Source organism: Halochromatium roseum (genome assembly GCF_016653315.1).
GTDB lineage: Bacteria > Pseudomonadota > Gammaproteobacteria > Chromatiales > Chromatiaceae > Lamprobacter > Lamprobacter roseus.
Window position 1 is genome coordinate 195,632 of record NZ_NHSH01000040.1, and the last position, 21,571, is coordinate 217,202.

At 63.5% G+C, this 21,571-nt stretch carries 20 protein-coding genes; 6 read left to right on the forward strand and 14 right to left on the reverse strand.

Annotated elements, in window-relative coordinates:
• Positions 1-135 precede the first annotated feature (135 nt).
• Positions 136-348 carry a type II toxin-antitoxin system HicB family antitoxin gene (locus tag CCR96_RS04915; protein ID WP_201218058.1) on the forward strand — a complete coding sequence of 71 codons (213 nt, stop codon included), beginning with the start codon at positions 136-138 and terminating at the stop codon, positions 346-348.
• Between the two features lie 112 nt (positions 349-460).
• Positions 461-637 carry a type II toxin-antitoxin system HicA family toxin gene (locus CCR96_RS25025; RefSeq protein ID WP_201218062.1) on the forward strand — a complete coding sequence of 59 codons (177 nt, stop codon included), beginning with the start codon at positions 461-463 and terminating at the stop codon, positions 635-637.
• 166 nt (positions 638-803) lie between these two features.
• Here the strand turns inward: CCR96_RS25025 and CCR96_RS04925 are convergent, their stop codons facing one another.
• From CCR96_RS04925 to CCR96_RS04955, 7 genes are all read right to left on the reverse strand, one after another.
• The gene (locus tag CCR96_RS04925; protein ID WP_201218248.1) at positions 804-2,639 is read right to left on the reverse strand and encodes a V-type ATP synthase subunit A; all 1,836 of its coding nucleotides are present in this window, start codon (positions 2,637-2,639) and stop codon (positions 804-806) included.
• 259 nt (positions 2,640-2,898) lie between these two features.
• Positions 2,899-3,642, reverse strand: coding sequence for a DUF2764 family protein (locus CCR96_RS04930; RefSeq protein ID WP_201218067.1), 744 nt, complete (start codon positions 3,640-3,642; stop codon positions 2,899-2,901).
• Positions 3,643-3,731: 89 nt separating this feature from the next.
• Entirely contained in the window at positions 3,732-4,472 is a 741-nt protein-coding gene (locus CCR96_RS04935) for a hypothetical protein (RefSeq protein ID WP_242518478.1), read from the reverse strand.
• Positions 4,473-4,671: 199 nt separating this feature from the next.
• Positions 4,672-5,118 carry an ATP synthase subunit C gene (locus tag CCR96_RS04940; RefSeq protein ID WP_201218073.1) on the reverse strand — a complete coding sequence of 149 codons (447 nt, stop codon included), beginning with the start codon at positions 5,116-5,118 and terminating at the stop codon, positions 4,672-4,674.
• A complete protein-coding gene (locus tag CCR96_RS04945; RefSeq protein ID WP_201218077.1) occupies positions 5,115-6,929 on the reverse strand; it encodes a V-type ATP synthase subunit I in 1,815 nt (604 codons plus the stop codon). Before CCR96_RS04945 ends, CCR96_RS04940 begins: the two co-directional genes overlap by 4 nt.
• Position 6,930: 1 nt before the next feature.
• Entirely contained in the window at positions 6,931-7,536 is a 606-nt protein-coding gene (locus CCR96_RS04950; RefSeq protein ID WP_201218082.1) for a V-type ATP synthase subunit D, read from the reverse strand.
• 3 nt (positions 7,537-7,539) lie between these two features.
• Positions 7,540-8,901, reverse strand: coding sequence for a V-type ATP synthase subunit B (locus CCR96_RS04955; protein WP_201218094.1), 1,362 nt, complete (start codon positions 8,899-8,901; stop codon positions 7,540-7,542).
• A gap of 262 nt (positions 8,902-9,163) precedes the next feature.
• Between CCR96_RS04955 and CCR96_RS04960 the strand changes: the two genes are divergently transcribed.
• The 3 genes from CCR96_RS04960 to CCR96_RS04970 all read left to right on the forward strand — a co-directional run bounded on the left by CCR96_RS04960 (position 9,164) and on the right by CCR96_RS04970 (position 13,663).
• The gene (locus tag CCR96_RS04960; protein ID WP_201218099.1) at positions 9,164-9,373 is read left to right on the forward strand and encodes a TA system antitoxin ParD family protein; all 210 of its coding nucleotides are present in this window, start codon (positions 9,164-9,166) and stop codon (positions 9,371-9,373) included.
• Positions 9,373-9,651 carry a type II toxin-antitoxin system RelE/ParE family toxin gene (locus CCR96_RS04965; protein ID WP_201218101.1) on the forward strand — a complete coding sequence of 93 codons (279 nt, stop codon included), beginning with the start codon at positions 9,373-9,375 and terminating at the stop codon, positions 9,649-9,651. The genes CCR96_RS04960 and CCR96_RS04965 overlap by 1 nt, the downstream gene beginning before the upstream one ends.
• Positions 9,652-9,853: 202 nt before the next feature.
• Positions 9,854-13,663: a DEAD/DEAH box helicase gene (locus CCR96_RS04970; protein WP_242518485.1), complete on the forward strand. Its 3,810-nt coding sequence runs from the start codon at positions 9,854-9,856 to the stop codon at positions 13,661-13,663.
• 13 nt (positions 13,664-13,676) lie between these two features.
• Here the strand turns inward: CCR96_RS04970 and CCR96_RS04975 are convergent, their stop codons facing one another.
• The 7 genes from CCR96_RS04975 to CCR96_RS05005 all read right to left on the reverse strand — a co-directional run bounded on the left by CCR96_RS04975 (position 13,677) and on the right by CCR96_RS05005 (position 19,326).
• On the reverse strand, positions 13,677-13,988 hold the full coding sequence (locus CCR96_RS04975; protein WP_201218107.1) for a HigA family addiction module antitoxin: 312 nt from the start codon (positions 13,986-13,988) through the stop codon (positions 13,677-13,679).
• Positions 13,989-14,077: 89 nt separating this feature from the next.
• Positions 14,078-14,722 (reverse strand): Uma2 family endonuclease, encoded by a 645-nt coding sequence (locus CCR96_RS04980; protein WP_274601070.1) that lies wholly within the window; start codon positions 14,720-14,722, stop codon positions 14,078-14,080.
• A 90-nt stretch (positions 14,723-14,812) separates the two neighbouring features.
• Positions 14,813-15,055 (reverse strand): transcriptional regulator, XRE family protein, encoded by a 243-nt coding sequence (locus tag CCR96_RS04985; protein ID WP_201218118.1) that lies wholly within the window; start codon positions 15,053-15,055, stop codon positions 14,813-14,815.
• On the reverse strand, positions 15,052-15,342 hold the full coding sequence (locus tag CCR96_RS04990; protein ID WP_201218123.1) for a type II toxin-antitoxin system HigB family toxin: 291 nt from the start codon (positions 15,340-15,342) through the stop codon (positions 15,052-15,054). Before CCR96_RS04990 ends, CCR96_RS04985 begins: the two co-directional genes overlap by 4 nt.
• 77 nt (positions 15,343-15,419) lie before the next feature.
• On the reverse strand, positions 15,420-17,774 hold the full coding sequence (gene clcA, locus CCR96_RS04995) for a H(+)/Cl(-) exchange transporter ClcA (protein WP_201218133.1): 2,355 nt from the start codon (positions 17,772-17,774) through the stop codon (positions 15,420-15,422).
• Positions 17,775-18,017: 243 nt separating this feature from the next.
• The gene (locus CCR96_RS05000) at positions 18,018-18,842 is read right to left on the reverse strand and encodes a DedA family protein (protein WP_201218138.1); all 825 of its coding nucleotides are present in this window, start codon (positions 18,840-18,842) and stop codon (positions 18,018-18,020) included.
• A gap of 4 nt (positions 18,843-18,846) precedes the next feature.
• Positions 18,847-19,326 (reverse strand): tellurite resistance TerB family protein, encoded by a 480-nt coding sequence (locus CCR96_RS05005; RefSeq protein WP_201218143.1) that lies wholly within the window; start codon positions 19,324-19,326, stop codon positions 18,847-18,849.
• Between the two features lie 518 nt (positions 19,327-19,844).
• Between CCR96_RS05005 and CCR96_RS05010 the strand changes: the two genes are divergently transcribed.
• Positions 19,845-21,571: beta strand repeat-containing protein (locus CCR96_RS05010; protein ID WP_201218147.1), on the forward strand; the 1,727-nt coding region annotated here is incomplete at its 3' end.

Sequence of the window (21,571 nt, forward strand, 5' to 3'; positions counted from 1 at the left end):
GCTCATGGCGCCATGGCCGCGAAAAGGGGGATTTTCGCAAGAGTGGCGCAGGCCTTCCGCCGTTGGCGATATCCCGGCTTTCGCGTAGCATGCAGAGCTGATACGAAAGCCTAACCCAGCACGCAGTTGCCGCATATGACAACCCTAACTCTGGACAGCGAGCAGGAAGACGATGGACGCTGGCTGGCCGAGGTGCCTGAATTGCCTGGCGTCATGGTCTATGCCGATTCACGCGAAGAGGCCATCACCAAGGCTGAAATTCTGGCATTGCGCGTCCTCGCGGATCGCCTCGAACACGACGAAGCCCAACCCACGAACATCTCCATCATGGTGGCCGCCGCCGCATGAGTGTTTGGCCATCCACGAAGGCTAAGTGGCTGCCCATTTTTTACTTCCCGATAATCGCCCACCACGGGCCCTCAAATCGGGAAGAAGTTGATGGACAGTTGCTAAGCGCGTTTTGGCCGCATTATTGTGCATTGGCTGGCGTGTCAAAAGACAACACTCATCGCACAAAACGCTCGAACGTGATGGCTATCCAGATGTCGTGTTCGCGTTTCACGATCGCGAAGAAATCGGGCCTAGGATGCTGGCCCGAATGGCCAAACACACTGGCTTGAAACCAGAGGATTTATGAACGATCTCGAAACGGCGTCATACTGATCTTTTGAGTGCGCAAAATCTGCGTCCCTTCATTGCCAAGCAGATTAGAAGCGATCGCATCGTGCAACTGACCAAGCCCATGCGAAATTGCAGCAGTCCGGCGCTAGTCGAGGCGGTCAGGCCGGGTTTTCCGCGTTGCTTTAAGCCCTGGTTTCCTCGCCAGAAGTCATCGGCAACGCCATCGCATCCGCCAAGCTAGCCATCTCATGCAGCAGCCGTTTGTACTCCGGACTCTCTGGCGGCGCATAGTTGAAGTTCTTGAACAGCCCGGTCAGCTTGATGAAGAACTCGCGCGCGGCGCCTTTGCCGTCGAAATCATACTCGCGATGCACCAGCTCGTAGACCCGCTCGAAGGTCATCTGCTGCCGCTCGATCGGTACCGAGGCATCGACCTTGTCGAAGGCGTCTTGCTGCAGGAACACCATATCGACGAACAGCGCCTTCTGATAGATCAGATAGTCGGCCAGGGTCACGCCTTCCTCGCCGGTGACCTGCATCATCTGCTGTACGCGGTCGCCTTGGCGCAGTAACTCCTGAATGCGCTTGACCCGCGCGACCCAGCTCGGATCGATGTGCGCGCCATACCAGTCGGCGAGCTGGTCGAGATAGCGTGACCAGGAGATCAGCGGATCGATCGCCGGGTAGAAGCGCTTGTAGGCGCGATCATAAGACAGCCCCAGGAAGGTCTTCACCGTGCTCAGGGTCGACTGGGTGACCGGCTCCTCGAAGTTGCCGCCCGCTGGCGACACCGAGCCGATCATGGTCAGGCTGCCATGGCTGCCGTCGGCGGTGCGAAACACGCCAGCGCGCTCGTAGACGCTGCGGATCGAGGAGTCCAGATAGGCCGGGAAGGCCTCCTCGCCCGGGATCTCCTCGAGCCGACCCGAGGTCTCGCGCATCGCCTGCGCCCAGCGCGAGGTGGAGTCGGCCAGCAGCAGCACCTGATAGCCCATCTGCCGGTAATACTCGCCGAGCGTGATGCCGGTGTAGATCGAGGCCTCGCGCGCCGCGACCGGCATCGATGAGGTATTGCAGACGATGATGGTGCGGTCCATCAGCGAGCCGCCGGTCATCGGATCGGTCAGGCCTGGAAACTCGGTCAGGGTCTCGACCACCTCGCCGGCGCGCTCGCCACAGGCGACGACGATGACGATGTCGACCGACGAATGCTTGGCGATCAGATGCTGCAGCACGGTCTTGCCGGCGCCGAATGGCCCAGGGATGCAGCCGGTGCCGCCGCGCGCGATCGGGAAGAAGGTATCCACCAACCGGATGGTGGTGATCATCGGCTCGGACGGATACAGGCGCTCGATGGCGCGGGTGCGAAGCATGCGCTCGGTGAGCGGGCGGCGTACCGGCCAGCGCCGGGTCAGATCGAGCGAGCGTTCATGGCCATGCTGATCGCGGATGCGCACCACCGGGGTGTCGACGGTGACGCTACCCTCGCGAATCCAGGTCACCTCGACCTCGCCGAGTTGGTCGAAGGGCACCATGATCTTGTGCGAGAAGGTGCCCTCCTGCACGGTGCCGAGCACGCCACCGGCCTTGAGCTTGGCGCCGGCCTGCACACGCGGCACGAACGACCACTTTTTGCCCTGATCCAGCGCCGGCAGCTCGACCCCGCGCGGCAGGAAGGTGCCATGGCGCACGGCCAGACTCTCGAGCGGATTCTGCAGGCCATCGTAGACCTGACCGAGCAGACCTGGACCCAGGGTGACGGACAACAGATCGCCGCTCTGCACCACCGGATCGCCAATCGAGACCCCGGCGGTATCCTCGAACACCTGCACATCGGCGAAGCGACCACGCACCCGCAGCACCTCGGCCTTGAGCCGTTCCTGAACGCCGCTCTCCGACGGACGACGCGGCGCGATATAGACCACCTCGTTCTTCACCAGCGGCAGCGGCGCGCCCTCCTCGCTGCCACCCTCGATGGTGACCAAGGATTCCTGTACCGCGACCACGCGCGTCGGCACCGGCGTTGGGTGCGAGCCCGAGCCTGAGCCGGATGCTGGACCCGAGCCCGATGTCGTGTGCGCGGTCTCCGGCGATGGTTCAACCGCAGCCGCAGCCGCTCTGTGATCAGCCACAATCAGCACCCTCTCAGTGATTCAATCATCTTGGTCCACTCGCCATTCAAGCGTTCCCATCAATCCAAAAGGGCGCTTCATGCTTCGAGGCAGCAAAGCGACATGAATGTGCAAGAACCTCAGCAGCCGCATCGAGCAAGCACACTCATGCAGCGGTCTCGGCAAGCAGCGTCTCAAGCGCTTCGAGTCCAGCCCCGAGCCCGGTTTGGCGCTCAGCAGAGCGCCCCTCATGGAGTCCAGCCTCGACCAAATGATCAAAGCGCTCCAACGCCGCCTCGGCGTCGTAACGGGTCCAGCGCGCGACCAGGTCCCAGCAGGCGACATAGGCCACCACCGCCTCGAAATCGAACGTATGTTCGGCGCCGATGCGCTCGAGATGCGCCCATACGGTGCCGAGCAGCAGGCGCTCCAGCCCCAAGGCATCGTCGCGCTCGAGCAGGCGCTTGGCCTCGGGCAGCCAGGGGAATACCCGCTCCAGGCGAAAATGTGGCTCGCCCCAGTGGCGCCGGATCAGTGGCACCCAACGGCCGAAGCCCCAGCGCCGCCGCTCGGCGGGCGCAAGGCCACCGGCATGCCGATGACGCAGAGCGGCGACCAGGGTGCGCATCTCCAAGCGCCAGATGACCAGTTCGCGGACGAAGCCGTTACGGATCGCCGCAATGCCTTGCTCGGCCTGACGCACCAGGGCATCGTCATCGATCTCGAAACGCTGATCCTTCCAGGCGGTCAGCAACTCATACTGAGCCAGATCCTCGGCGTCCTCGGGCTCGAGCCAGCCTAGCCGCATCTCGAGGCGCAACCGTGACAGCGGCGTCTGCTTGGCGCCGAACAGCGGCCCATGCGCGGGCAGCGAGGTCAGCAGCGTCAGATAACGGTCGCTCGGTGCCATCGACTAGCGGCTCCAGCGTGCCGGCTTGGTCGCAGCGCGCGTCAGGATGCTGGCTGTGCGGGCGCGTCTGTGGGGCCGTGGACTGGCCATCATTTAACGGTCCCTTCCAGGATCGCTCGAAAGCGCGGCTGCAGATGCGCCAGGATCAGCTCGGCGACCTTCTCGTCGCTGAGATCGATCTCGATCTGCTTGTTGCGCAGCCGGATGCGGATACCATGCGCCTCGTCGTCGGAGACCTGGAAATTGACCCCTTCCTCGAGCACCTCGGAGGCCACAGCCAGCACGAAGTGGGAGAGCGAGCCCTCGCGCAGCTCGAGCGGATTGCGGCGCAGTTCCTCGATGCCGATCAGCTCGCGCGGCAGCACGATCTCGACCTGATCGCCGGGCGCGATGCCGGCCTCGTCGCGGCCGCGCCGCGCCACCTCCAGGATCAGCTGCTGCAGGAACTCCTCGCGCTCGAGTTCGGTGGTGATCAGGCGCCGGACCTTCTCGCTGATCGCGCCGGTCAGCACCGCGGTCATCCGCAGTACGGTATCGCGCATGGCCAGGCGCAGCGCGTCTTCACCGGCGGTCTTGAGGGCCGCGGCCTCTTGGCGGGCGTCACTGAGCAGCCGCTCGGCCTCGGCCTCGGCCTCGGCGCGGATGCGCGTGGCTTGCTGGCGCGCCTCCTGCTCGATCCGCGCCGCCTCGGCGCGACCCTTGGCAACGCCCTCATCGCGCAGGCGTTGGATCAGGGCGTCGACCCCGGCCGAGGTGGCGCTCGCCGGGGGTCTCTCGCGGGCGGTGTCGCGGCTCATCTCGCGGGCTGTCTCGCGCTTGGGCTCAGTCATTGAACGCTCCCGGGGGAAACCTTGCCATTCAGGGGGATCGTGCCGCGCGAGGGCGGCAGGACGCACCACTGTAGGGGCGAATGGATTCGCCCCCTTGGGTGTACGGATAGGACGGATGTCGAGGATGTCGCGGCGAATGAATTCGCCCGTACAAGGCTTGCCGCCATGCTGAATGGGAGACTCATGTCCGGAAATCGCCTTAAGCCGGAATGTTGCCAGCAAGCACCAGCGCGAAGACGAACACGAACACCGAGAAGCCCTCGACGATCGCCGCCGGCGCCAGCGACAGGCCAAAGATCTCCGGCTTCACCTTCATCGCCTGGATCGCCGAGGCGCAGGCGCGACCCTGCAGCACGCTGGCATAGAGCAGCGCGATGCCGGCCAGCAGGCCGATGCCGAACAGGCCGGGCGCGGCGGTGTCGGTGACCTCGCGCTGCAGCGTGAACATGATGACGATGCCGTAGATGACGCCGGTCGAGGGCATCACCGAGACGCCGAGATAGCGGCCATGGCCAGATTCGGTATCGACCATGGCACCGATCGCCGCCTGGCCGGCGATGGCGCAGCCGATGATGCTGCCGATGGCGCCCAGTGCCAGGGCGCCGTACATGCCCGCCCAGCCGAGCGCGATAACCAACTCGTTCATTCGATGCTCTCCGTCTTCTTGAAGGGGCGGAAGGGATAGCCCTCGCCGGACAACGCCCAATTGTAGAATTCGATGTAGTTCAGCCGCAGCCCGTGTACCACGCCGCTGACCAGCCCCAATGCTAGATTCAGGCTGTGCCCGATCAGCAATAGCAGGATCTGCAGCAGCAGCCCAAGCCCGGGCACGTCGGCATCGACCCGTACCGCCAGATCATTGAAGGTCAGCGCCAGCGAGGCCGAGGCGAGACCGAGCGCGAACAGCCGCAGATAGGAGAGGGTGTCGCCGAAGATCTTGGTCACCTGGGTCAGCGCCAGCATGCCGTCGAGGCCGCGCCAGAGCAGCGAGCCAAGGCCGTTGATCGGCCGCTCACTGCTGCCGATGAACACCAGCAGCAGGCCGACCGCGATGCCGCCGTAGCCGAGCCATTCGATGGTCGCGACCCGGGCCGCTGGCGCTAGGCTCAGCCCCAGCCAGAGCCCGAACCCGCTGAGCGCCACCAGGCTCCAGCCGATCGGCGTCAGTGCCTGCGGGCGTGGCCAGCGCTTGCCGACCTGGACCAGATTGGCCAGCACCAGATGCAGCACGCCGATGCCGACCGAGAGCCGCATCATGCTGTCGAAGTCCTGGATATCGAGCAGGTGCAGCGGTGCCAGCAGGCTATCGGGCGGTGGCGCGACGCCAAAATAGCTGCCAATCAAGACCCCCCAGGCGAACGAGGTGGCGGTGATGCTGCTCGCCAACACGCGGAAGCGACGGCCCTTGGTCGAGCCGCCGAGCTTGCGCCAGAACAGCAGCAGCCCGAGGCCGAGCAGGGCGGCATAGCCGGCATCCGAGAGGATCATCGCGAAGAACAGCGCGAACGAGAAGAACAGGATGCGGCTCGGATCGAAGCTGTCGTAGGCCGGCATCTGGTAGAAGCCGACCAGATCCTCGCCGGCGCCGAGGCGCTCCGGGTTGGTGAGCAGGGTGGGCGGGGCGTCGCCAGGTTCGGGGTCTTCGATCAGCAGCGCTAGCCCCTGCTCGGCGGCCAACGCCTCCACCGCCGGCACCCGCGGCAGACCGACCCAGCCTTGCACCGCGAACAGGCCATCGGCGTCGCGGGTCAGACTCTGGGCATGGGTCAGCACGGCCTGATCCTCGGCGCGGGCAAAGTGCTTGCTGAGCAGATAGATCCAGCGCGTCAAGGCGCGCCGATCGGCCTCCAGCGCCTCCAGCTCCAGCTCGGCGGCCTCCAGCTGTTGCTCGACCTGGCTCAACGACAGGGCGCCGGTGTGGGTGCGCGGCACCGGTAGCGCGTCGGGGGGCGGCTCCTCCGGCGCGATCACCACCAAGAACGCCTCGCGGTTGTCTTGGTGCACCACCTGCCAGGGCAGAGTCAGGCCCTCGAGTTCCTTCAGACGTCGCAAGGGCACCGTATAGAACCAGAGCTTTTCGCCGGCCAGCGCCTCGCCCGGCGGCAGGCTGAAGTCGCCCCAGGGCGCGAGGGCCTTGGCGCGCTCGGCGAGCGCGTCGCGCCGGTCGAGGGTGGCGCGGATCTGATCCTTATTGGCGAGCACCGAGCGGATGGTCGTGGCCAAGTCGAAGCCGGCTTCGTTATGCACCTGGCGCCGCTTCTCCGGCTCATCGAGGAGATAGCGCAGTGCCTGCCGCGCCTCGACGGCGTGCTCGGGTGGCAACGTCTCCGGCTGCGAGGAGGCCGGCGCCAGTGGCACCAGATGCAGGCAACCGAGCGCCTGTAGCCGGTCCATCACGACCGGCTTTTGCGCTTGGCTGCCGACCAGCGACAGCCGTTTCAGTGGCTCGATGGCCATCTTAGCCTAGCCCCTCCGCGGCGCGTTTCTTCTTGGCGATCTTCGAGCGCACCACCGCCGCGCGCTCGGCATCGGAGAGTGCGATGCGGATGCGCTTGATGTTGGCCCGAGTCCGCGGGATCAGCACCTTGTCGAACAGGTTGACGCGCTGGGTGACGGTGCGCACGGCCTGATCGAGCAGCGCCAAGCGTTGCTCGGCGAGGCGCAGTTGCAGGCGCAGTCGCAGCGCCTCGCGCAGGCTGTCGATCAGCGGTTCGATCCAGTGCGGCTTTGACAGATAGCCGTAGGGGCGCACCGCAATCCTCAGCTCGGCCAAGGTGGGCAGCCAGGTGCCCATGCGGTTCTCGCGGCCCAGCTCGACCTGCTCGACCTGGACCAGGGTGTCGAGGTTGATCTCCTCGTTGGCGAGCATCGGCAGGCGCTCGGCGACCCGCTGTTTGAGCGCCTCCAGCCGCGCCTCCAGCGCCCGTCGCTCGGCCAGCTCGCGCGCCCGCTCGCCCATCAACTGCTTGCGCTTCATGTCCAACGACGGCAGGAACTGCTGATAGCTCTTCAGCTGCTGCGACTGCTGCGACAGCGAGGATTTGCTCAGCGAGACCTTGGCCATGACTTAGCGCCGCGCCGTGGCGTCGGCGATCTCACGCGGAAAATACTTATCGATCAACGGCTGCTTCATCAGCAACTCCTCGGGCTCGAAACACTCGGCCATGGTCTGCCAGCACAGGTCCAGTGCCTGCTCCAGCGGCAGGCTGACATTGATGTCCATGAACCGCTCTCGAAACAGGTCGCCGAAGCGCAGCAGTTTCTGGTCGAAGTCGCTCAGCTCGAAGGCCATCGCCTGCTTCTGCTGCGCATCCTTGGCGCCGGAGTAGAAGCGGATCATGGTGTTCATCACTTGGCCATGATCCTCGCGCGTGACCTTGCCGATCACATGCTGCTTCAGCCGCGACAGGCTGCCGAACGGATCGAGCACGCCATCGTGCAGATAGAACTGGCCCTCGGTGATGTAGCCGGTGTTATCCGGTACCGGATGGGTCACATCGCCACCGGGCATGGTCGTGACGGTGAGGATGGTCAGCGAACCGCCTTCGCGATAGTCGGCGGCCTTCTCGTAGCGGCGCGCCAACTGCGAGTAGAGATCGCCCATGTAGCCGCGGTTGGAGGGTACGGCTTCCATGGCGATGCCGACCTCCTTCATGGCGTCGGCATAGGCGGTCATATCGGTCAGCAGCACCAGCACGCGCTTGCCTTCCTCGAGCGCGAACTTCTCGGCCACCGCCAAGGCCATGTCTGGCACCAGCAGCCGCTCGACCACAGGGTCGGCGGAGAGGTTCACGAACATCACCGTGCGGGCGAAGATGCCGGCATCCTCGAACTGGCGGCGGAAGAAATAGTAGTCGTCGAAGATCAGCCCGAGGCCGCCAAAGACGATGATATCGGCATCGGCCTGCACGCCAATGCGCGCCAGCAGCTGGTTGTAGGGCTCGCCGGCAACCGAGAAGATCGGGATCTTCTGGCTCTCGACCAGGGCGTTGAAGACATCGATCATCGGCACATCGGTGCGGATCATCTTCGACGCCAGCAGCCGCCGCGCCGGGTTCACCGAGGGGCCGCCGGTCGGGATCTTGGGCTCGTCATCCAGCTCGGGGCCGGCATCGAGCAGGCCGCCATCGCCGCGGAACACGCGGCCCAGGATATTCATCGAGTAGGTCGCGCGCATGGCATGGCCGAGGAACTGCACGGTCGAGGCGGTGGAGACGCCCTTGGTGCCGGAGAACACCTGCAGCGAGACCAGATCCTGATCGATCTTGATCACCCGCGCCAGCGAGCGAAAGCCATCGACGCCCTCGACCAGCGCCAGGTCGTCATAGGCGATGGTTGGCGCCTCGGCGCTGGCGCGGGCGACGCGCACCTTGAGCAGATCGCCGACGATCTCGAGGATGTCGGTATAGCGGGTCAGTGTGTGGGCCATGCGATCTCCTCGGATCTCCTTGCGGCTTCGCCAGCGTTCAGAATGTCGATCGGTGCTCGCCGTCGCTTGGTCGCAACATTAGCCCCCAATGAGCTTCGCTGCAATCTTGGTTTGGCCTCTGGATTGGCCAGCCGAGGCGAGTATTCAGAGTGGCACGACAGTCTTGCAAGCGAAAACAGAGTGAAGCGAGCGATGGAGGGTTACTTTTTGGACCTTAATGGCACTATAATGACCTTCCTGAGCCATATTGTGAGAGGTTGCCATGGCCACCAACGTGAAGCTGTCCGAAGCCTTGGTTGAGAGCGCCAGGCGCTATGGCACGATCGAGCATCGCTCCGTGCCCAAGCAGATCGAATATTGGTCGCAGATCGGTAAGATCGCCGCTGAAAATCCTGACCTGCCCTTCAGTGTGATCCGCGAGATCCTGATTGCGGATCAGGAAGATCCCGTCGGCGAGTACCCTTTCGGCTAATGCGCATCCTGGTTACCCGGACCTTCGAGCGCACCCTCAAAAAGCTGCATCCCCAACAAAAGGCGGCGCTCGATGAGGTCGTGCGGACCATTGCCAGCCAGCCGGACGCCGGTGAAGCCAAAGTCGGCGATCTCGCGGGTGTGCTGGTCTACAAATTCCGTATGGGCAAGATGCGATGCCTACTGGCCTACCGGGTGTTGGACGAGAACACACTCAAACTGCTCATGCTGGGTCCGCACGAGAACTTCTACCGCGATCTCAAGCGGCTGGATAGCTGATAGCTGACCGAGAGCGGCAGGCGCCAGAACCTTAGCGTTTCGAGTCCAGTCCGGAAGTGACCAGAAGTGACCAAGGGCGAATGCGCGGTTTGCTGATTGCTGAGCTTTGATCGCCGATCCCGCGGCTGTTTTAGGTCGAGCAACTGCAAGCGCTCGCATGCTGGCGTAACATTCCGATCTCTTTGCGCTGCAGGATTGGACGATGCCGAACGACCCGCTGAATGCCGACATGACCTCTGCGTCGATGCCAGATCCTGATATTGCCGTTTTTGCGGAGACTGCAGCGTCTGGCGAATCAACAGAGCCTGCCGACTCGGGTCAGCAAGCCGATCCGCTGCTGCTCGACAGCGAGCAGATCCAGGCGCTGGCGGAGCCATCGGTGGTGCGTGCTGGGCTTCGGCATTGCAACGAACTGCGGGTGACGGCGCTCGATCGGGCGCCGAACGGGCTTTATGCCCGCGTTGAGGATGCTGAGACTGAGGAACAGCTTGAGGTCGAGATTACCATCGACGCCGCTGATGCCATGGAGGCTCATGCTGTTCCTGGCGCTGCGAGTGCTGCTGATGCTCCAGGCACTCCCGGTGTTGGGAGTGCTGCCGATGCTGCCGATGCTGCGAATGCTGGGAGTGCTGCCGGTACCGCGGATGCGGCCGATGCACTGGATGCCGAAGCTGTTGCAAAGGGCGATGCCAATGCCGCCAGGCGCGCGGTCGGCAGAGGCAACGCCAGGCTGCTCGCCGGCTGCCAATGCGATGGCTGCGACGACGGCGCCTTTTGCGTGCATGCGATCGCCGCGCTCTTCGCCTATGCCAAAGGCCAGGGCCAGGCGCCAACGGACCCGGCGCTGCTCGCCGACGCCCAACGCTCGGCACTGGAGGAGCGGCTTGCCAAGGCCCGCGCCGAGGTTCATGTCGAGCCGCTGTCGGACTCGGCCAAGGCGGCAGGCTATGGGCTGTGGCGGGCGCGCTCGCTGCAATCGGCGACCCACTTCTCGAGTGATTACCGTGTCCATATCCGCGCCTTCGATCGGCGCGCCAACTATTGCACCTGCCCAGATTTCGCGACCAACGAGCTGGGCACCTGCAAGCATGTTGAAGCGGTCCTGCATCGGTTGCGCAAGCGCCGCGACTTCAAGCGCATTGCCCAGCAGCCGCCACCACGCGGCGCGGTGTTCTTGGATTGGGAGGGCGCGCAGGCGCCGAGCATCCGCCTGCATCGCGGCGCCGAGACCGCGACCGACCTGCTGCCGCTGCTCCAAGAGCATTTCGATGCCGATGGCCGGTTCCGGCGGCGGCTGCCCGACGATTTCCTGCGCTTTGCCGACCAGGTCGCCGAGCGTGGCGATCTGGAGATCGGCGACGACGCGCTCGGCTATGCCCGCCGGCTGGCGGAGGATGCCGCGCGCGCGGTGCGTGCCGCCGAGATCGGTGAGCGCATCCGTGACAGCGGCGGTCGACTGCCGGGGGTGCAGGCCAAGCTCTATTCCTATCAAACCGACGGCGTCGCCTTCCTCGCCGGTCGCGGCCGAGCCCTGCTCGCCGACGACATGGGTCTGGGCAAGACCCTGCAGGCGATCGCTGCCGCCTATTGGCTGCATCGCAACGATGGCGTCGAGCGCGTGCTGGTGGTCTGCCCGGCCTCGCTGAAACTGCAATGGGCGCGCGAGATCCAGCGCTTCACCGACGTCGATGTCCAGGTCGTGCAAGGGCCGGTGGCGGCGCGCGGCGTGCAGTATCGCAAGGGACGCGGCTTCTTCGTCGTCAACTACGAGCTGGTGATGCGCGATCTCAGCATCATCAATGCCGACCTGCGCCCGGACTTGCTGATCCTTGATGAGGCCCAGCGCATCAAGAACTGGCGCACCAAGATTGCCAGCGCGGTCAAACAGATCGGCTCGCGCTACGCCTTCGTGCTCACCGGCACGCCGCTCGAGAATCGCCTGGAGGATCTCTACAGCCTGCTGCAGGTGATCGACCCGCGCGTGCTGGGGCCGCTGTGGCGCTACCTGGTCGATTTCCACATCACCGATGATCGCGGCAAGGTGCTCGGCTACCGCAATCTCTCCGAGCTGCGGCGGCGGCTGGCGCCGGTGATGTTGCGGCGCGACCGCAGCCTGGTGCGTGATCAATTGCCAGAGCGCATCCTGACCCGCGTCGACGTGCCGATGTCGGATCTGCAGCAGGAGATCCACAATGACGCCATCAATGCCGCGGTGATCCTGGCGCGGATCATGCAGCGGCGCCCGCTGACGCCGGGCGAGCAGAACCGAATGATGGCAGCGCTGCAACGGGCGCGGATGGCCTGCAACGCGGCGGCGCTGGTCGATCCGGAGTTGGCGCAGAAGCGGCACGGCAGCAGTGCGCCCAAGCTCGATGAGCTAGAGACGCTGCTTGACGAGGTTTGCCGGCTGGCTGGCCTCAAGGTCGTGGTCTTCTCGCAGTGGGCGGTGATGACCGAGCTGGTCGAGCAGCGCGTGCGCGCGATGCGGCTCGGCAGCGTGCGTCTGCACGGTGGGGTGCCGACCGCCAATCGCGGCGCCCTGATGGACCGCTTCCGCGACGATGACGCGATTCAGGTCTTCATCTCCACCGATGCCGGCGGTGTCGGCCTGAACCTGCAAAACGCCGCGGTGCTGATCAACCTGGATATCCCCTGGAACCCGGCGGTGCTTGAGCAGCGCATCGCGCGCGTGCATCGGCTCGGCCAGCGGCAGAAGGTGCAGGCGATCCTGCTGGTGGCGCCGGAGTCCTATGAGGAGCGGGTGCTGGGGCTGGTGCAGGGTAAGCGCGAGCTGTTCGATAACGTGGTGCATGCGGATGCGACCGAGGATGTAGTCAGTGTTTCTAAGCGGCTTGCGGAGGTGTTGGCGGATGATTTGACGCGTGCGTCGGCATCGGCTGAGGGGTCGGTGGACTCGACGGCGGCGACCGATGACAGCGCCGGGGCAGAGGGCGCGACCGCAGCGGCAACCGATGAGACTGCGGGAGGCAGTCCGCCAGGGGCGAGACTCGGCGACGCGCTGGGGAGCGAGCGGACTGTTGAGACGGACGCTGCAGGTGCGCACGCTGAGGAGCCCGAGCGTGGTGGGCAGGCTGGTGCCGCGGATACAACAGGCTCCGCGGGCACAGCTGGCGCGGAGTCCGATGCTGCGGAGTCCGATGCCGCAGGCGGGGCTGGCGCGGGAACCGGCGCGGAGTCCGAGGCTGCAGGCGCGGCTGGCACGGAAACCGGCACGGAGCCCAACGTGATAGGCACGGTTGGCGCTGAAACCGAGTCCGATGCCGAGCAGGGGCGGCTTGCGGCCGAGTCGGCGCGGCGATCTTCGTCCTCCACGGCAAGGCTGCGCCCAGACCTCGATGACGCGGTGCGCGACTGCGTGATCGCCCTGCAGACGCAATTCGGCCCACGCATTCAGCGCATGCTCGCTCAGCGTCGCCGCGACAGCGGTCTTGGCGTGGGCATGGGCGGCCTGCTGGTGGTGCTGGATCGAGTCGAAGCGGCCGACGACGAGATCGCCGCCGGGCTCAGCGAGCGGGTGCCGGTCGCGCTGATCGATCGTCGCACCCTCGCGAGTCTGGGCCGACTCGGTCAGGCCTCGCCGGTGGCTGAGGCAGAGCCGGTGTTTGACGGCGAGGCTGAAGACGCCGACGCCGATGGCGCCCTGGAGGCACCGGTCGAGCCACCCCTGCTGCGCAAGGCGCGCGAAGCCATCGATGCCGCGCGCCTGCTGATCCAACAGCGTTGCCCAGGGCCGGCGATGGACTTGATGCTCTCCGCTCTGCTTGCTGCCGCCGCCCACCGCGTCGGCCGCGCTGATCCGCCGAGCCCATCGCAGGCCGGCATCTGGCTCTATGGTGAGGTGCTACCCGCTGGTCTGTTGGAGCAGCCGGACGTCGCCCTGCTGATGCGCGCCATCGCGCTGGGCCAAGGCGCCGATGCGGTGCCGGAGGCGCTACTGACGGCGCTCGCCGACGATGCGGCAGCCTTTATCGAGGGCGCTGCGAGCGCCTGAATCCGCAGTGAATTTATGCGGCAATTAACGGGCGAATGCGCGCGACTTCAGACGCAAGCGCCTGCTTGGCTTCCCACAGATCAACGGCACGCTGAGCCTTGAGCCAGAATTCAGCGGAGTTACCAAACAGTCGGGCCAGGCGAATCGCCATCTCGGGACTGACCGCCCGTCGCTCACGTAAAAGCTCATTCACTGATTGCCGTGAGACACCCAGCGCCTCCGCCAGGGTCGATACGCTTAATCCATAGTCAGGAGCGAAATCTTCCCGCAGCATTTCTCCTGGGTGAGTTGGTTTCCGTTGAATCCCCGTGTTTTCAAAAGTCATGGGTCACACTCCGATTAATGGTCATCGCAGACCTCGACTTCAAACGCGTCACCATTCTCAAATCGGAAACAAATGCGCCATTCGTCATCCTACCTCGGGCATGCTGTCGTTACCCAACCGCGAAAGGCGCGCAGTGCGGCACTGCGTCCGTCTACCCGGCTGCGCTCGAGAAATCGGGGGATCGCATCAGTGAGTGCAAAGCCAGGGAATTGGTCGCTGCGCTCGGTCTCGAGATAGCCATCACCCCGCAGGCAATAGATGTGCAGGCGAGTGCCATCGAAACGCCACAGCTCCGGGATGCGCAAGGCGGCATAGATCGCCCGGTGGTCGCGCCTGGTGGTAATGTCGATCTCCAATGCAAGGTCCGGCGGCGGATCGACGCTCAGATCGATCCTGCGCTTGCCGCGGATTGCGGCCTCGTGGGCAATGTAGAAGCACTGATCCGGCTCGACGCCTTTGGCGACAGCTGGGCTGCGGAGCGTCGTCGAGCCGATGCTGCGAAACTCGATGTCGAGCATCTCAAGCAGCGCCCTGATCAAATCACCAATGATCTCCTTATCGTCTTCGTGCTCTAGTAGCGGCGTCATCAACTCCAACACCTCGGCATCGTAAGCCAGGCGCATGCCCGGGCGATCCCCCATTTGTTCCAGAAAGGTCTCGAAAGAGGCCCAATCCACGGTTTCCAGCAGGACGGATTGACCAGGTGGAACAACAATCTGCGACGGATGGATCATTACATCGGAACCTGGTTGAAGATGCCTAGCGAATGTGACTAGCAATTGGCTCGGCGGAGGTCTAAGATTGAAGAGAAGCTATTGACATGATCAATTTAGACTCAAGGCAATAGGCTCATGGTCAATCTCGTAGGCTTCAATAAGATCGCCGATAACGGCGATCAACGAGTATAGAGGATGCTCTGCGTCGTCGCGCACAACGTCTAGCAGACTGTTAAGCATAGTGATCGCTTGCTCGTAGTCGATTTCAGACTCGATATGATTGATGGGGGCCAGTGACTGGAGCGACTGCCAAGCTGGAACCAGCTGCTGCATATCAATGACTGGATTCATACTTTTCTCCAAGCATTTCTATCATATTCTGCATGGGTCATCACATGACGCACATAAAGTCGTTGCTTGTCGTAATGAATGACTGTGGCTAGACGATAGCGATTTCCGCCAACATCAAAGATCGTTACTCCATCGACGTAATCAGCCGAACCGAATGTCTGCCGCAGCTGTGAAAAAGAGTACGCTTCGCATTTCGATGCCTTTTTGAACCAGTCCTCCAGCAATCCCTTTGACTCAGGGTGTATTTGCCAAAAATCTCGCAAGGGCTTTTTGGATATTACACGCATTTGTAATCGGTTATTGTGAGTTATCTATTTGCTAGTTTAGCTGATCACGCGCGCGTTGTGAGTGAGCGTCTTGCTCCTTAGGGCCTAGCGGCAGCCTGAATCGGCATCAAGCGCTCAGCCTTGGTGAGGCTGCGAATGATGGGGTCGAGGCGCTTCAGGTCCGCGGGGAGATCCCGCAGCGCGGCCTCGGCGGCGGCGCGATCGGCGTAGGCGCCAATCAGCACGGCGTGCCAGCGGGTTGGTTGCCCGTCAGGCTTGATCTTAAGTGCGCGGCCGACTAGGCCTTCGTCCTGGGCGAAGCGCGCGAGGCTGTCGGCATCGCGGAAGCTGATGAGCTGGATGCTGAAGCGGGCGCTCTGGGGGATTTCGACGGCGCTCGCGTTTGGGGTTGCCGTCGCTGCACGCAAGTCGGGCTCGGCAGCCGTTGCTGCGGCCTTTGGTGCTAAACCGGCTGATGCTTCAGATTGTGAGGCAGACTGACCCTCTTGGTTTATCGCTGGTTCCATCTTAGGCCCCATGGCCGATTCTTGCTCTGAACCCAATGAGCCTAGCGACTGGCTTGCACGACGCTCTAGTGTCGCTGCCGAGGTTTCAGCAGTGACTGCATTGACGTTGTTGCCAGCGGCATTGGAATCATTGATCGTCGCCGAGGCTGCAAACTGTTGAGCGGGTTCTGGTTCTGGCCCTGGCGCCGATCCCGATTCCGATTCTGCTCCTGCTCCTGCTCCTGCTCCGGGGCCGGGTCTGGCTGCAGTCTCGGCATCAGCGCTCTCGCTGATCCCTGGCCCAGCCTTTGCCAAACTTGACTGAGCCGCCGTTTCGGATGCAGGCCGCGTCTCAGTATCCATTCCATTGACCTTCGGATCGCTCGGCCGGGTTGCGGTTGCCGTCGAGGTCGGTGCCTGCGCCTGCGCCGGTTCAGTGGGCGATGACACTGATGCTGGCACTTGCACTGGCGCTGTCAGAGTTGGCGTTGCCGTCGGCGCCGTCGTCTTCGGAGTCGATGTCGATAACGGCGTCGATGTCGATGACGGCACCTGCGCAAGCACCGCGGTCGGCTCCATGCCAGTACCCTCCCGAGCGACATCGATCCGCTCGATCGCGATAAAGGCCAGCAGGACTATCGCCGCTGCCGCAATCCGCCAGATCGGCGCGCGCGGCGCGGGCTTGTGCTGCAGCCCAAGCAGCGAGCTGTAGATCGGCCTTCCGCCCAAGCCCTCAGCGGTGAACGTGGCGCTGAGGCAGGTGAGGATGATCGGCAGCGCCAAGGCCTGGGCGCCGGTCAACTCGATCACCAAGATGATGCCCGTGAGCGGCGCGCGAACGGTCGCGGCAAAGAGCGCGCCCATCGCGGCCACGGCAAACACCTCGGGTGCTAGCGCCAGCGCGGGTGCCGTGATCGAGACCAGTGCCGCGAAGGCCGCGCCGCAGAGGGTGCCGAGCGCGAGCATCGGCGCGAAGATGCCGCCCGGCAGCCCGAGACCATAGCTGCCGACCGTGGTCAGCAGACGCACCGCCAGCAACGCGAGCAGGAAGAAGAGCGCCGGCTGGCCATGCAGCAGATGCTCGACCAGGGTCTCGCCGCCGCCGACCGTGGCCGGCGCAAACCAGATCAGTGCGCCCAGGATCAGCCCGGTCAGCGCCGCCGCGACATAGGCCCCCGGCGTGCCCAGCGCCCGATAAGCCGCGACCGAGCCCAACAGCAACCGGTTGAACAGCACGCCAAGCGCGCCGATCAGCACGCCGAGCAGCAGGAACAACGGCAGCGCGTCGAGCGGCGCCATGTCCAGGTTCGGCATCGGCATATCCGGACCTTGTCCAAGCATCCAACCGCTGACGATCACCGATGCACAGCAGGCCAGGATCACCGACTGGATGGTGGCAAAGCGATACTCAAAATGCTCGCGCAGCTCCTCGGTGACGAAGACGATGGCGGCGAGCGGCGCATTGAAGGCCGTGGCCAGTCCGGCGGCGGCACCGGCCGCGATGAGCGCGCGATTGGCCCCGGGACGTCGCCCCAGGCGCTCGCTCGCGAGCTGCCCCAATGCAGCCCCCATGTGGATGGTCGGTCCTTCCCGACCCAGCACCAGGCCGGAACCCACGGCGAGGGTGCCGGCGATAAACTTGATCGGCAGCACCCGCTGCCAGCGCAGTGTCCGCTCGCCGGCGAGGATCGCCTCGACCTCTTGCACACCGCTGCCGGCGGTTTCCGGCGCGAATCGGCGCACCAGCCACATCACCGTGACCAGCACCAGGGCGCCGAGCAGCATGAGCAGCAGCCAGCCGGGGACCGGTGCCGTGCTGAGCAGCCCGTGCAGCAGGTCTCTGCTGGATGCGGCCTGATCGAGCAGGAAATGGAAGGCGCCGCCGATGAGTCCGGCGAAGACGCCGACGAACAGGGCCGCGAGATAGAGTCGCCAGGGAAAAGACATCGCGCGTGGCTCGTGGCTCGTCGCTAGCGCGGACGCCTGAGTAAGGGATCAAACGTCATCGGTATCGCTTCACTCAGCGAAGCCAGATCAGCAGCACCTGGCGACCAGCTAGGTGTTTTGGTTGTTCTTGCACTGGTCCTTGGAGACGCTCCAGCAACAGCGTCCTGCTTTGCGAATGACGCTGGGATGATGAGCGGAAAGATGAGCATGGACAGTGATCGTGACGGTGACAGCGAGAGCGATTTAGGTTTTGGCCTGACCCTGCCCCGACCGGTTGAGCAGGGCGATGAGAAGGGCCAGCAGCAGGGCGATGACCCCAAACAGCCCGAGCGCCGCCATCCAGGGGTTGAGCTGGCGCAGCACGGCGACCAGCGCATCGAAGTGTAGATCCAGATAATACACACCCAGCGCCCAGAAGCTGGACCAGAGCACCGCGCCGGCGACATTCAACAACAGGAAGCGCAGCCAGTGCATCTGCAGCGCGCCGGCGAAAAGTCCCATCAGCTGGCGCGGGCCATCGACGAAGCGGCCGAAGAGCAGCAGCCAGCCGCCATAGGTGTTGAACTTCCGTTCGATGCCCGCGAGGTGCTGCGCGGGGATCGGCAGCCGATTCAGGACCACGCGCCCGCCAAAGCGGCCGATCAGGTAGCCGATGGCCTGGCCGAGAGAGGTCGCGACGATGGTGACGAGCAGCAGCAGACCGATGTTCAGCCGGCTGTCCGGCACCGCGGCGACCAGGGCGCCTGCCTCCAACAGCGTCTGACCCGGCGCCGGGATGCCGAGGCCCTCGATGCCGACGGCGGCGAACACCGCCCAGTAGCCGTAGCGCTCCAGATAGGGCTCGACACGGAGGATGTCGGCCTCGATCGCCTTGGCCAGCCGGTGGGCACGCGCATCGATCTTGTCGGTGCCGGATTGGGCGAGGTCTTCCGGCTTCGATGCCTCGGTGCGACTGACAGGCGACTGGGCGGTGTCGGCTGGCTGAGCAAGCGCTCGGTCTGCGCCTGCGCCCAGGTCGGGGCCGATCCAAAGACCCAAGGTCAGCGTCAACAAGAGTGCAACGCGCATGAGATTAGCAATCCTCAGGGAGCCGGCGATCCGCCTCGGCGCGATGTTTGGCGCCGATGAAGGCGGCATGCGGCACGTAGATCAGCTCGGCGACCTTGCGCACTAGATGTTCCTCGAGGCTGCTCAGGCGCTGATCCGCATAGGCGACGCGCCAGAGTGACTCGATCAGGCTGGTCTTTTCGTCCGCGGTGAAGTGCTCGTTGATCAACCGCGTGAACTGAAAATAGTCAGTGGCATCGCGACGCTCCGCATCGGCGCAGGCGAGCAGGGCATCGGTCTCCTCGCGGGTGAGGCCAAAATCCTCGCGCACCAGGGTGGCGACCAGCTCACGGCCAAGCGCGGCGGATGGCTCCGACTCCATGTGGGTCATCTCCAGCATCAGTGCCGCGCTGGCACACCGCATGGCATGATCGCGATCGAACGGATCATCCCTGGTCGAGCGCTGGATGACGTCATCGAAAAAGCGGCGGATCTGGTCAAGCATGGATTTTGGCTTCGCGAACAAGGGCGGATTTGGCAATAGTCTAGTGGAAATCGGGCGATGTCAGCTTTATTTACACCTGTTGGGTGTGGCGAGAACAAATTAAGCTATTGTTTTTAAATAAATTTATCTCATTTCCCTGGCCTTTGCTAGGGGGCTCGTCTCGAAATTGGTCAGAAGCAGTGTCAGGTTTTTTTACGCCTATCGAAGGGAGGTGTTGGAAAAGCAAGATACTGTTTTATAAGGATTATTTAAAAATTTTTGGGTCTATTCTTGGTTTGCTGCGCAAAAATCGGCTAGAAACAGCGTCAATTTTTTTTACACTCATGCGTCTCAGCGCCGGCAGCATCCATAGCCCCCTACTTAAATAAGTATGCGTTCACGCTGGTACAGAAATTGCCTTGCATTTTGAGCCTCAGTTTTGGGTTTGTTCGGCTTTGTTGGTTTGATTTAGTGATCAGTGCCGTTCGCGGTGAATGGTGCGTGGACAAAATTTTGGAACATAGGGGGATCTCGTGAAAGTGCCAGGGTTTAAACAGAAGCTTCTGCATGTCGCCATCCTGACCGCGCTCGCTGCGGCAAGCGCACCAGCGCGCTCGCAGACGACTTGGAATGGTGGGTCAGGCAACTGGGACGAGGCGGCCAACTGGTCAGCGGGCACCCCAAATGACACGACAGATGTGGTTGTTGATGACACGGTTGGCATCGACTCGACAGTCACCGTCGACACGGCCGCCAACGCGCAAAATCTCACCATCGATACTGGTGATCAGGTAGATGTCACCGATGGCGCAAGCCTGGCCATCCACGGCGACACGACTGGGGCGATTGTTGAAAACAACGGCACCCTGTCGCTGAGTTCCGCTGGGAACACAACCACCCTCGAACTCACCAACCCGTCCACTGCCTTCACGGGCACTGGTGTCCTCAGCCTCAGTGATAGTCCTAACAATCTTATTACCGCAAGTTCGCCATCCAGCACGCTGGTGAACGATGCCCTTCACAGCATCCAAGGCGCTGGGCGGATTTCAGGCCTCAGCCTATTCAATCTTGGCCTCATCGATGCCAACCATGGCTCCCCGTTGATCCTGGATCTGCTGGAGGAGGCACCCTCATTCAATTTAGGCACTCTCCAAGCCAGTAACGGCGGAACGCTTGAGTTTAACGCTGCCCCTCTCGAAAATGCCGGCCTGATCCAGGCGGTCGCCGGCTCGACGGTGGACCTCAGCAGCAATACAGTCGTCAACAACGGTACTACTGGCCTGATCCAAGCCACTGAAGGCTCCACGATCACACTTGGCAACAATGTTTGGGTCACCGGCGGGCGACTCTCCACGGCTGACTCCAGTGTGATTGAGGTTTACAGCAGCGGTCATAACAGCTCAGCGAGGCTGACCAACGTCGTCAATGAAGGCCGCATCGAGGTGCAGTGGGGCGATGGCCTGACGCTGGAAGGCACCATCACTAACACCGGCACCATTGGTCTGAGTCCAACGGCAGGGTCTGGCTCTCTGCACATTGACGATGGCGCCACCACGACCCTGACCGGCACCGGAGCGTTGGTCATCGATGGCGGTACCCTCGATCTCGAGACGCGCAGCGGCAGCACTGACCCCGCTAATGCGATCACGCTGATCAACGATACCGACCACAACATCCGCGGCGCTCAGGATGGCGGCACGGCTGCGACCCTGGCCATGGACCCGAACGTCACCCTGGTCAACCGAGGGCTGATCCAGGCCGACAGTGGCGATGAGATCTGGCTCAGCGGTGGCCAGCTGGACAATACCGCCACCGCCGGCGGCACGGTTCAGGCCACGGGCGGCGGCACGCTGGGTTTGAGCGGCATCACGGTCGACAATACGGGCAATCTGATCCAGGCCCTGGATGGCTCCGCGGTCGAACTCGGCAACAACGCTAGCATCGCCGACGGGCGACTTAGCACGACCGGTACCGGCGTGATCTCGGTCACCAGCAGCACTCATAACAGCTCAGCGCGACTGACTGACATCACCAATGAGGGTGACATTGAGGTGCAGTGGGGCGATGGCCTGACACTGGAAGGCACCATCACTAACACCGGCACCATTGGCCTCGACTCAAGTGCGAACTGGGGCTCTCTGCACATTGACGATGGCGCCACCGCGACCCTTACCGGCACCGGAGCGTTGGTCATCGATGGCACCACCTATCTCGAGACGCGCAGCAGCAGCACTGACCCCGCCAATGCGATCACGCTGATCAACGA

Coding starts and splice junctions, on each gene's coding strand:
- CCR96_RS04915 (WP_201218058.1), top strand. CDS start 136: ATGACAACCCTAACTCTGGACAGCGAGCAGGAAGACGATGGACGCTGG.
- CCR96_RS04930 (WP_201218067.1), bottom strand. CDS start 3,642: ATGGCACCGAGCGACCGTTATCTGACGCTGCTGACCTCGCTGCCCGCG.
- CCR96_RS04935 (WP_242518478.1), bottom strand. CDS start 4,472: ATGACTGAGCCCAAGCGCGAGACAGCCCGCGAGATGAGCCGCGACACC.
- CCR96_RS04940 (WP_201218073.1), bottom strand. CDS start 5,118: ATGAACGAGTTGGTTATCGCGCTCGGCTGGGCGGGCATGTACGGCGCC.
- CCR96_RS04945 (WP_201218077.1), bottom strand. CDS start 6,929: ATGGCCATCGAGCCACTGAAACGGCTGTCGCTGGTCGGCAGCCAAGCG.
- CCR96_RS04950 (WP_201218082.1), bottom strand. CDS start 7,536: ATGGCCAAGGTCTCGCTGAGCAAATCCTCGCTGTCGCAGCAGTCGCAG.
- CCR96_RS04955 (WP_201218094.1), bottom strand. CDS start 8,901: ATGGCCCACACACTGACCCGCTATACCGACATCCTCGAGATCGTCGGC.
- CCR96_RS04960 (WP_201218099.1), top strand. CDS start 9,164: ATGGCCACCAACGTGAAGCTGTCCGAAGCCTTGGTTGAGAGCGCCAGG.
- CCR96_RS04965 (WP_201218101.1), top strand. CDS start 9,373: ATGCGCATCCTGGTTACCCGGACCTTCGAGCGCACCCTCAAAAAGCTG.
- CCR96_RS04970 (WP_242518485.1), top strand. CDS start 9,854: ATGCCGAACGACCCGCTGAATGCCGACATGACCTCTGCGTCGATGCCA.
- CCR96_RS04975 (WP_201218107.1), bottom strand. CDS start 13,988: ATGACTTTTGAAAACACGGGGATTCAACGGAAACCAACTCACCCAGGA.
- CCR96_RS04980 (WP_274601070.1), bottom strand. CDS start 14,722: ATGATCCATCCGTCGCAGATTGTTGTTCCACCTGGTCAATCCGTCCTG.
- CCR96_RS04985 (WP_201218118.1), bottom strand. CDS start 15,055: ATGAATCCAGTCATTGATATGCAGCAGCTGGTTCCAGCTTGGCAGTCG.
- CCR96_RS04990 (WP_201218123.1), bottom strand. CDS start 15,342: ATGCGTGTAATATCCAAAAAGCCCTTGCGAGATTTTTGGCAAATACAC.
- clcA (WP_201218133.1), bottom strand. CDS start 17,774: ATGTCTTTTCCCTGGCGACTCTATCTCGCGGCCCTGTTCGTCGGCGTC.
- CCR96_RS05000 (WP_201218138.1), bottom strand. CDS start 18,842: ATGCGCGTTGCACTCTTGTTGACGCTGACCTTGGGTCTTTGGATCGGC.
- CCR96_RS05005 (WP_201218143.1), bottom strand. CDS start 19,326: ATGCTTGACCAGATCCGCCGCTTTTTCGATGACGTCATCCAGCGCTCG.